Source organism: Acinetobacter bouvetii (genome assembly GCF_902753875.1).
GTDB lineage: Bacteria > Pseudomonadota > Gammaproteobacteria > Pseudomonadales > Moraxellaceae > Acinetobacter > Acinetobacter bouvetii_A.
The window spans coordinates 1-10,242 of the sequence record NZ_CADDTS010000016.1 but is presented as its reverse complement, the minus strand read 5'-3'; the positions used below and the strand labels follow the sequence as shown (position 1 = coordinate 10,242).

Genomic DNA, 10,242 nt, shown 5'->3' with positions numbered 1-10,242 from the left:
GTAAAGCTCGTAGTATTCATGGATTTCTAAGTGGAATTTATGCTTCTTTATGTGCATACCAATTAACCCATCGAAATAAGCCAACAATTCAAATTATGAAATCATTAGCTTAAGCAGGATTCGGGTTATGTTAAGTAAATGATCGAAAGGCCCATTAATCTAGAATTTCACATAAGCGAAAATTATTTTTTTTGATGATAAAGATGCTGCGCAAATATCAATCTGCAATTGACAGCATCATCCAGCAGGACTATGTTTAAAAAATAGATGACATACAAACTATTTTCACATGAACAATCCCACACAGCATTTGGATAACCTGCGTTTTGCAACCCTCGTTGCATTGGTTGCTAGAACTTGGCGTAAAACAGTAGACAGCCGGCTAGTGCTATATGATTTAACAGATGCCGCTTGGGTGCCGCTTCTGTATCTATCACGCATGGAGAAACCAATTCGGCAAAAAGATTTGGCAGCAATGCTTTCATTAGACAGTTCATCTTTAGTTCGGGTATTAAATCAGCTGGAAAAAGCCGGCTACATTCAGCGTGTGCCAGAAGAACATGACCGGCGCGCCAAAGCCACCAGTATTACGGCTCAGGGCCGGGAAATCGCCAAACATTTAGAGCAAATGTCGCAAGATTTGGAAAATGAAATTAAAGCCCAACTCAATCCTGATGACTTAGTGGCTGCCAGACGTCTACTGCAGCAACTGTTTGGTATTCTCGATGGCATGCATAGTGCGCAAAAAGGACAACCTGAATGAATACTCAAACAGCACAAAAGGCAAAAAATGTCCCACTGTGGTTTTTAGCCATTTTAACCCTGTCTGGCACCTTAGCCATGCACATTTTTGTGCCTGTGCTGCCATTGGTTGGACAGTATTTTCATGCAGAAATTCACCAAGTTCAGCTCACCTTAAGTGTCTATATTTTAGGTTTGGCGCTAGGTCAATTATTTTATGGCCCTTTGGCAGATGCGATTGGACGCCGTCCGGTATTGGTTTTCGGCATGCTGCTATATACCTGTGCGGGCGTTGGCGCAATTTTCGCGTCTGAATTAAATCTACTGATCTTCATGCGTTTTCTGCAAGCGCTGGGTGGCTGTACCGGCCTGCTGCTGGGGCGTGCGATTGTCCGCGATACCTCAACGGGTATTGAAACCACCAAACGGCTGTCACTGCTCAACATGATGGTAATGTTTGGCCCGGGGCTTGCGCCTATTCTGGGCGGTTTTTTTGCAGCCCTTTCCGGTTGGAAAACCATCTTTATGGTGCTGTCCGGTTTAGGTCTGCTGAATCTGTTTTTGGTTTGGATCTTTGTGCACGATGATGAGACACAGCAAAAACAAACCTCGTTTCAAACCGTGCTGGCAGATTATAAAAAGCTGGTCACTTCGCCTAAATTTTTAGGGTTTACTTTGGGTGGCAGTCTGGCAACCACCTCTTTTTATGCATTTCTAGGCGTTGCACCGTTCATTGTGCTGCATCAGCTGCATGGTTCAATTCACCATGTCAGCCTGTATTTGGCTTTGGTCATGCTGGGGATTTGGCTCGGCACCTTCTGCTCATCACGGATGGTCTCCAGAATTTCCTTAAACCGAATGGTGCTGATCGGCAGCAGCATCAGCGTCAGTTCTGCGGTGATTTTACTGGCCTGTAATTTTGCGCATTGGTTAAATCCTTATACTTTAATGATCCCAATTATCGGCTATTGCTTTGGCGGTGGCTTTACCTCACCGGCAGCGCTGACCAATACGTTAAATGTTAATCCTAAAGTAGCCGGTTCAGCCTCTGGACTGTATGGCTGTGCGCAAATGAGCATCGGCGCAATATGCACATCGTTAAGCGGTTTAGGTAATAATCCCGCACTAAGTGTGGCCTGCATTTTACTGGGCGCCAGCATCTTTGCTTTGGGCTTTTTCTACTTAGCTTTACGAAGCCCCAAATAGTACAGTTCTAAATAGCCATTTTTTTAATGTGAAGATTTTCTAAAATTAACATAATACACGTTATACGAAATTATTTTAATAATATATTAAAAATCAATTATTTAGTTTTAAATAAAAACTCTACCATACCAAGTCAGACATTTTACATGAAATATTGTGTTTCACGCTTATTATTTAAGCATTGTTCCACACTGTTTGATAAGTTCATATTAATAAACTTTTAAGCAAATAAAATCAAAACTCAACAATTATCAATTTTTAACAGCAATATGAAATAATAACCTTTTTTAACTAATCAAAGAAAAACTCTCCCAACATAGCCACCGCGCGCTAAATTTTGTAGAATACCCCTTTTGCCCCATGGTGCTTTTCTATGACCGCTTGGACTGCCCACGTTACTGTAGCGACTGTTGTTGAAAAAAACGGAAAATTCCTGTTTGTTGAAGAACATACTCAAGGTGTAACACATACTGTATTTAACCAGCCGGCAGGACATGTCGAATGTGGTGAAACGCTCATCCAGGCAGCCATTCGTGAAACTATGGAAGAAACCGGGCATGATGTAGAAATTACAGACTTGCTTGGCATGTATACCTATACTCCCCCAATGTTCCCTGACCGTACCTATTTCCGTTTCTGCTTTCTGGCCAAAGATCTGCATCATCATGCCGATGCCAAATTAGATACTGGAATCGTCGGTGCCGTCTGGATGACACTGGATGAACTGAAAGAATCTGCACGTGCACGTAGTCCTCTGGTGATTAAAGCCGTTGAAGATGCCTTATCCGGTCAAAAATATCCTTTATCGCTCGTTTATGAGCACCAGAATTCTCCCCTTATTTCAACTTTGGATGCTTAATCCTATGCAACAACGTGTCATCGTCGGTATGTCTGGTGGTGTAGATTCTTCTGTTTCTGCAGCACTCCTTCTTCAACAGGGTTATCAGGTTGAAGGACTTTTCATGAAAAACTGGGAAGAAGATGACGGCACGGAATATTGCACGGCCATGGAAGACCTTGCCGATGCGCAAGCCGTGTGCGACAAGATTGGTATTAAATTACATACTGCCAACTTTGCCATGGAATACTGGGATCGCGTATTTGAGCATTTCCTGGCTGAATATGCTGCTGGTCGTACTCCAAACCCGGATATCTTATGTAATAAAGAAATCAAATTCCGTGCATTTTTAGACCATGCCGTAAATTTGGGCGCAGACTTTATTGCGACCGGTCATTACTGCCGCCGCGGTGAAACCATGACTAATTCGCGTGGTGAAGAATACGCTCCTTTATTGCGCGGATTTGACCAAAACAAAGACCAGACTTATTTCCTGCATGCCGTGCATGGCCGTGAAATCAATAAAACCCTGTTCCCTGTCGGTGAAATTGAAAAACCGCAAGTACGTAAAATTGCTGAAGAACTCGGTCTGGCAACAGCCAAGAAAAAAGACTCAACCGGGATCTGCTTTATTGGCGAACGTCGTTTTAATGACTTCTTAAAACAATACCTGCCTGCCCAACCTGGAAAAATTTTGCTGGATACCGGTAAAGAGGTTGGTGAACATCACGGCTTAATGTACTATACCCTCGGTCAACGCGGTGGCATCGGCTTAGGCGGTTTAAAAGGCGAATCCGAAGGTGCATGGTTTGTTCTCTATAAAGATATTGAAAACAACCGCCTTGTTATTGGTCAGGGTCATGAGCATCCACTGATGCAAAGTACTATACTTTGGAGTGAAGCAATTGACTGGGTGGCTGGCGAGCAAGAAATTCCTGAAACAGGCTTCCGCTGCACAGCGAAAACCCGTTATCGCCAACCTGACCAAGACTGCGTCATTTATAAAGACAGCAGTATGCCAAACGGCGTAAGAGTGGAATTTGATGAACCGCAACGTGCGGTGACTCCAGGACAAAGTGTAGTGTTCTACGCAGATGAAGTTTGTTTAGGTGGTGGTGTGATTCATCATACCAATGCACCGAAACCTGATTTTATTTAAAAAGGAAGCGATAGGCATGGCTGAGTTACCCTTTCAACAGCCTCGGACTTTGAATGTACGTCAGAACCGTGCTTTGGCGTTAGCAGCTGTGTTCCAGTCGACACAGCTGACGCATATGACGGCCATGTCGGGACAGCAGAGCATTGGCGAAAATGGGAGCTTCTATTTAGAACAACTCATTAAAGCCAGCCTGAATATCCGCCCTACCGCCAATGAATCCTGTCAAACCCTACACTTTTTTAACCAACTTGCCGATATTTCCCTGGGTCTCAAAACATTAGAAAGCAGCATTACCCAACCTTTTAATACCTCTCCCAAATCGCGTTTACCTAAATTCTCCAATACCAAACTGCCAATGAGCTATGCCATGGCATTGTTACAGTTAGAGAAAAAAGTCTATAGCAATCCCAAATTTGTTGAAATTATTGAACAATCGCAACAGAAAATTCTGAAACAACTGTCTTTTTTTGACAATAACTATCTGCATCCCAGCATTATTGCCAATCTGGCCCAGACCTATATTGAAACTGCGGGGCAAATTAATCCGCGCATTATGGTCAAAGGCAATGCTGAAGCGTTTAAAGATAGTGGACATACCAATCGTATCCGCGCTTCCCTGTTTACCGGTCTGCAACTGGCGCACTTGTGGCGTCAACTTGGCGGTAGTTCATGGGGCATGATTTTCAGCAAGCGCAAACTACTCCAAGATATTCAAGATCTTGCTCGATTACAGTATCAGGTGGTCTAACTTGAACTGTATCAAGCTCTCCGTTTTACGTTTAATTCCAAAGTTTAAGGAATCGCTATGAACGCTTTAACCGCACTTTCTCCATTAGATGGACGCTATGCTAGCAAATGTGATGCTCTGCGCCCTTTCCTCTCTGAGTTTGGTTTAATCCACGCTCGTGTGACTGTTGAAGTTCGCTGGTTACAAGCGCTTGCAAACCGTCCTGAAATCACTGAAGTTCCTGCTTTCAGCGCAGAAACTAACGCTGCACTGGATGCCATTGTTGCAAACTTCTCTGAAGACAACGCCAACCGCATTAAAGAAATCGAACGTACCACGAATCACGATGTAAAAGCGGTTGAGTACTTCCTAAAAGAACAAATTGCACACATTGATGAGCTTAAAAATGCCGGTGAATTCATTCACTTTGCATGTACCTCTGAAGACATCAACAACTTGTCTCATGCTTTAATGCTGAAAAATGGTCGTGAAGTTTTAGTTGCTGCTATGCAACAAATTATCGATTCAATTGTTGCTTTAGCTGAGCAACATGCAGAACAACCGATGTTGTCTCGTACACACGGTCAAACTGCTAGCCCAACAACTTTGGGTAAAGAAATGGCAAACGTGGCTTACCGTCTTGCACGTCAAATCAAACAATTCAAACAAGTTGAATTGCTTGGTAAAATCAACGGTGCTGTAGGTAACTACAACGCGCACTACTCTGCTTACCCAGAAATCAACTGGCCTGCGCATTCACAAGCTTTTGTTGAATCTTTAGGTTTAGAATTCAACCCGTACACCACTCAAATTGAACCCCATGACTACATGGCGGAACTTTTTGATGCGCTACGTCGTTTCAATACGATTTTGATCGACTTTAACCGTGACGTTTGGGGTTACATCTCTCTAGGTTTCTTCAAACAACGTTTGAAAGAAGGCGAAGTTGGTTCTTCAACTATGCCGCATAAAGTCAACCCAATTGACTTCGAAAACTCTGAAGGTAACTTGGGTATTGCAAATGCCGTACTTGCACACTTGGGCGAAAAACTTCCTGTATCTCGCTGGCAACGTGACTTAACCGACTCTACTGTGCTTCGTAACATGGGTGTTGGTTTCGCTCAAAGCTTGATCGCATTCGAAGCTTGTTCTAAAGGTATTGGTAAACTTGAATTGAATGCTCAACGTATTCTTGAAGACCTTGACCACGCTCAAGAAGTTCTAGCTGAACCAATCCAAACAGTTATGCGTCGTTATGCAGTTGAAAAACCATACGAAAAATTGAAAGCACTGACTCGTGGTCAAGCCATGACTCGCGACATGATGGTTGATTTCGTAAACGGTAACGAATTAGAAGCTGTTCCAGCTGCTGATCGTGCGCGTTTAGCTGAAATGACACCTGCTACATATACAGGTAATGCTTCAACTCAAGCAAAACAAGTTGCTGATTTAATTTCTAAGATCTGATTTTAGATGAATAAAAAAGCGAAGCTTAGGCTTCGCTTTTTTATTTCCACCTATATACTCCTTCTCCCTTTGGGATGAGGAGCATGCTCCGCAAGGAGATGAGGGTATCCACCTCTCCCTAACCATCTCCTACAAGGAGAGGGAAGTTTTATAATATTGGACAATAGCACATCCAATCCGCTTTCATTTTTTCCAATTCATCACCGTTTAAAATATCACTGAAATAAATATAATAGATTGCATCTGGATATTGAATCTCATGTCTATATAACATGCCGCGCAAAGAAACGGACAATTCTTCAGGGAAATCATCCTCTAAATAAAGTGCTTCAAAGTCATAATTAAAATAGCAATTCTGTTTTGCTTCGAATGCTTCCACAACAGCCATGTGCACTACCTAGAAAAATCATAAAAAATATAAATGCAGTTTAATGGATTCGCTTATGAAAAGCCTTTACACAGGGCAAAATCATGACGCATAACACCACAATTGATTACGGAAATAGCAATACGTTTGGAGCTATATTAACTATCAGCCTTACTTATTTTGCTAAAAAGGCCGCCGCGATATCCTCACAGCAATACATTAACGTGAGCGAACAGACTAAAGATTCCATTGCGAAAATCTAATTTATCATTACGCTTAAAAAGCGAAGCTTAGGCTTCACTTTTTTATTATAATCTTCATCAATTTAAAGTTGAAAATAATAAGATGATTGAATACCCACTCACCTTAAAGCACTGGATTATTTTAGCTTTGGTCGCTATTGCCATAGTCGTTGCAAGTATTCAACCGCTCGAATTATTTTCTTATTGTCTGCATCAGATTGGTACAGCATTCATGCTGATTACCCTGTGGATTTGTCTCAAAAAGATCGGTCTCAGTTATATCAGCTTTGTCTTCTATCTCTCATTTTTACTGATTCATATTCTCGGTGCTCATTACCTTTATTCTTACGTACCTTATAACGAGTGGATTAAACAGCTATTGCATGTTGATTTAAATCAATCTATGGGCTGGACCCGCAATATGTATGATCGTCTGGTGCATATTGCTTATGGTCTATTACTCTACCCTTTTTTCTATCGCCTGTTTCAAGTCTGGTTACCTACACTTAAACCTAGTGTGCTTTTCCTGCTGGTGATCCAGTTTGTCATGGCCAGCAGCCTGATCTATGAATGGATTGAATGGTGGATTGCCATTGGTTTATCGCCTGAGGAAGCTGAAAACTATAATGGTCAGCAAGGTGATATCTGGGATGCGCATAAGGATATGTTTCTGGCTACCGTGGGTGCAATGATTACGGGTGCGATTTGTTTAATCAAAAAACCTAAACCCAATCATAAGCCTAATCTGACCATGTGATAACTTTGGAATCAGTCATATGTGGATTCTTTTTACGATCATAAAACTCAAAGCACACATGTGCACCGACATCTTTTTTTATTAGACTACCATCTACCCGTAAATGCTTTGAATATTTTGCGCCATCAAACAATATTTCAACACGTTGAAATGGTTTTCTGGAATTTGGATTCCCAGCTGTCCTATAGATTTGGTAATTTTGAATCACGCCACATGCATCCGAAGTCATATCCTGCTGCTGTGCAGAAAGCATATAAAATATGCCCCACAATATGGCTGCCGGTGCAAAAAGCATGGTGTAAAACATCAATGCATTCGTTTTATGCTCACGATAATATAATACATAGATTAAGGGCCAGACGATCAAACATAATAACCCACCTAAAATGAACAGTAGTTTAAACATCTAAACACCCTGAATAGCGCATAATCACGCTAAATCCCCCCTTATTTATCAACCCATTTTAAAATTTTTGACTCGCTCAAATCTGAATTTTTAAATTTATCCAAATATTCAAAACAAACATGTTCCCCCTTCTGTTTAGGTTCTAAATATTTTTCAAATCTTAAATGCCGATTATATTTTGAACCATCAAACTGAATCGCGATCCGTTCAAAATGATCACGTTTGATTGAATAGGTTTTATAAAATTGCACTTTTCCACATGCTTGAGATATTTCACGAGATTGATCTTCTTTTAAGAATGCTGCAAAAGCTAAAATTAAACACCCCGGTATAAAGCTATAGATTGGAAACGTTTGCTTATGATTAATATTATCCAACTTGGGCACGACGAAAACATACGCAAGAAATGGTAATAACACCAAACTTAAAATACCGATAAAAACTAAAAATGTATGCATGATTTAATATTCCACGATTTACCGAAAACCTCTTTCACCCTCATGATTTAACCCAATTGATAATTCTTGATTCCTTTAAATGTGAATATTTCATACGGTCATAAAATTCAAAACACGCATAAATTCCTGATGCTTTACGTTCTAACTGTTCATTAAATCGGATATGACGCAAATAAGATGAGCCTTTAAATTGAATAGCGATCCGCTCAAAAGGCTCACATTTGCGACTGCCTCGACCACTGCAATTTGGAATTGTTTGATAATCTCTTACCCATCCACATGCCTTTGAAACTTCCATCGGTTGATCGTTTTTAATTGCTATTCCTGTGCTGTAAGCAATCAGACCAATAATAAACATCAATCCCATAATTAAAAATGGAAAAGTAACCCACTTCTCTCCTTCTTTTTCTGCTTTCGGTAAAAATATCCCCAAACAAACAAGGAATCCCAGAAAGCAAAAGAAAAATAGAATTAAACCGAAAATAATCAAAAAGTTAGACATTAAAAAGTGATGATAAGCGTTTAAAAGTCAATCTAACATAATTACACTCTTTTTCCATAAAAAAAGCCCACCGAGGTGAGCCTTTCTATTTAAAAAAATATCTTGAAATTAAAGCTTAGGATCGCGCAATTGAATAACATTCGCACTCGCTTTTGACAACGTTTCCATAACTTTATTCATCACTGCCGGCACTAAACCATCTGCCATTTGAGCAGCTTGTAGACCCAACTTTTCACCCAACGTTGGTTTACGGCGGGTTTCAATCACAAAAACTTCATGCTGTGCCAACAAACCGAGTAAATATTCATCTGAAGTTTGCAGCTTATCCACCAGATTTAATTCAAGTGCATCTTTGCCATACCAGTGCTCACCTGTTGCCACTTTTTCGACATTCAGTTGTGGGCGGTATTTCTCAACAAAGTGCTTAAATAGCTCATGTGTTTGTTGCAATTCTTCTTCAAATTTGGCTTTGCCTTCAGCCGTATTTTCACCAAACATAGTCACGGTACGTTTAAACTGACCCGCGGTATAAAGCTCAAAATCAATGTGCTTTTCTTTGAGCAAACGGTTAAAGTTGGGAACCTGTGCGACGACACCAATTGAACCCACCACAGCAAATGGTGCAGAGACAATTTCATTGGCAATACAGGCCATCATATAACCACCACTGGCTGCGACTTTATCTACACAAATGGTGAGGTTAAAACCAGCATCACGCAAACGCACCAGCTGGGCAGCAGCCAAACCATAGCCATGCACCATACCACCCGGGCTTTCCAGACGAACCACCACACGGTCACGTCCGGCTTTTGCTGTTGCTAAAATCAGGGTAATTTCTTCACGTAAATTTTCTACTGCTGATGCTGCTGTGTCACCCTTAAAATCGAGAACATAAATTTTTTGATTATTTTTTTTACGTAAACGTGCTTCTTTTGAAAGCTGCTGAGCAAGATGCAATAGCTCCAATTTAGATGCAGTGGCTTGTGCAATTTTTTTACGTTGTTCATTTACACGTGCGTTTAAATGGCTAATACGGATTTCAGCCGGTAATTTAGGGTTGTGAAATAACATACAGATACAAGCTCATTTAATTCATATTTATGGTGTATAAGATGTGGGTTTCATCATCAAAATTCAATGTAAATTTTGAAAATAATTCTCATTGATAAAATCTGTTTTTTCAATTTCTTTGAAAATACTATCTGCCAATAAAATCTTGCAGCTATAAAAAAAGAGCCTTACGGCCACTGCTGTCCCACAAATATCACAATAGGAACCTCAATTGAGGTTCTTCTTGTTTTAGCCATTTTTTATCAGGCAGAAAGAGTGACCTTAAGAGCTTCCTTTCGAATAAATTTAGTTGAATAATTCT

At 40.7% G+C, this 10,242-nt stretch carries 12 protein-coding genes and 1 pseudogene; 8 read left to right on the top strand and 5 right to left on the bottom strand.

Features of this window, described 5'->3' with window-relative positions; all coding sequences use genetic code 11:
- From FB6_RS04585 to purB, 7 genes and pseudogenes are all read left to right on the top strand, one after another.
- A pseudogene (locus FB6_RS04585) lies at positions 1-113 on the top strand (IS982 family transposase); the annotation flags it as partial.
- 176 nt (positions 114-289) lie between these two features.
- Positions 290-763: a MarR family winged helix-turn-helix transcriptional regulator gene (locus FB6_RS04580; protein ID WP_174558870.1), complete on the top strand. Its 474-nt coding sequence runs from the start codon at positions 290-292 to the stop codon at positions 761-763.
- Positions 760-1,947 carry a multidrug effflux MFS transporter gene (locus tag FB6_RS04575; protein ID WP_174558869.1) on the top strand — a complete coding sequence of 396 codons (1,188 nt, stop codon included), beginning with the start codon at positions 760-762 and terminating at the stop codon, positions 1,945-1,947. Before FB6_RS04580 ends, FB6_RS04575 begins: the two co-directional genes overlap by 4 nt.
- Positions 1,948-2,320: 373 nt before the next feature.
- A complete protein-coding gene (locus tag FB6_RS04570) occupies positions 2,321-2,806 on the top strand; it encodes an NUDIX hydrolase (protein ID WP_174558868.1) in 486 nt (161 codons plus the stop codon).
- A gap of 4 nt (positions 2,807-2,810) precedes the next feature.
- Positions 2,811-3,944, top strand: a complete 1,134-nt coding sequence (gene mnmA, locus FB6_RS04565; protein WP_174558867.1) for a tRNA 2-thiouridine(34) synthase MnmA — start codon at positions 2,811-2,813, stop codon at positions 3,942-3,944.
- Between the two features lie 16 nt (positions 3,945-3,960).
- The gene (gene hflD / locus FB6_RS04560; RefSeq protein WP_174558866.1) at positions 3,961-4,692 is read left to right on the top strand and encodes a high frequency lysogenization protein HflD; all 732 of its coding nucleotides are present in this window, start codon (positions 3,961-3,963) and stop codon (positions 4,690-4,692) included.
- A 57-nt stretch (positions 4,693-4,749) separates the two neighbouring features.
- Positions 4,750-6,138, top strand: coding sequence for an adenylosuccinate lyase (purB, locus tag FB6_RS04555; RefSeq protein WP_174558865.1), 1,389 nt, complete (start codon positions 4,750-4,752; stop codon positions 6,136-6,138).
- 148 nt (positions 6,139-6,286) lie between these two features.
- Here purB and FB6_RS04550 read toward each other — a convergent pair whose 3' ends face one another.
- On the bottom strand, positions 6,287-6,526 hold the full coding sequence (locus FB6_RS04550; protein WP_174558864.1) for a hypothetical protein: 240 nt from the start codon (positions 6,524-6,526) through the stop codon (positions 6,287-6,289).
- A gap of 324 nt (positions 6,527-6,850) precedes the next feature.
- Here FB6_RS04550 and FB6_RS04545 point away from each other — a divergent pair, with 324 nt between their 5' ends.
- On the top strand, positions 6,851-7,504 hold the full coding sequence (locus tag FB6_RS04545; protein ID WP_174558863.1) for a DUF2238 domain-containing protein: 654 nt from the start codon (positions 6,851-6,853) through the stop codon (positions 7,502-7,504).
- On the opposite strand, the gene FB6_RS04540 is transcribed toward FB6_RS04545, so the two are convergent.
- The 4 genes from FB6_RS04540 to sohB all read right to left on the bottom strand — a co-directional run bounded on the left by FB6_RS04540 (position 7,488) and on the right by sohB (position 9,941).
- Positions 7,488-7,910: a hypothetical protein gene (locus FB6_RS04540; RefSeq protein WP_174558862.1), complete on the bottom strand. Its 423-nt coding sequence runs from the start codon at positions 7,908-7,910 to the stop codon at positions 7,488-7,490. The two genes, FB6_RS04545 and FB6_RS04540, sit on opposite strands and share 17 nt — an antisense overlap.
- Positions 7,911-7,951: 41 nt before the next feature.
- The gene (locus tag FB6_RS04535) at positions 7,952-8,368 is read right to left on the bottom strand and encodes a hypothetical protein (protein WP_174558861.1); all 417 of its coding nucleotides are present in this window, start codon (positions 8,366-8,368) and stop codon (positions 7,952-7,954) included.
- Positions 8,369-8,408: 40 nt separating this feature from the next.
- The gene (locus FB6_RS04530) at positions 8,409-8,870 is read right to left on the bottom strand and encodes a hypothetical protein (protein ID WP_174558860.1); all 462 of its coding nucleotides are present in this window, start codon (positions 8,868-8,870) and stop codon (positions 8,409-8,411) included.
- A gap of 108 nt (positions 8,871-8,978) precedes the next feature.
- Positions 8,979-9,941: a protease SohB gene (sohB, locus tag FB6_RS04525; protein ID WP_174558859.1), complete on the bottom strand. Its 963-nt coding sequence runs from the start codon at positions 9,939-9,941 to the stop codon at positions 8,979-8,981.
- Positions 9,942-10,242: the final 301 nt, after the last annotated feature.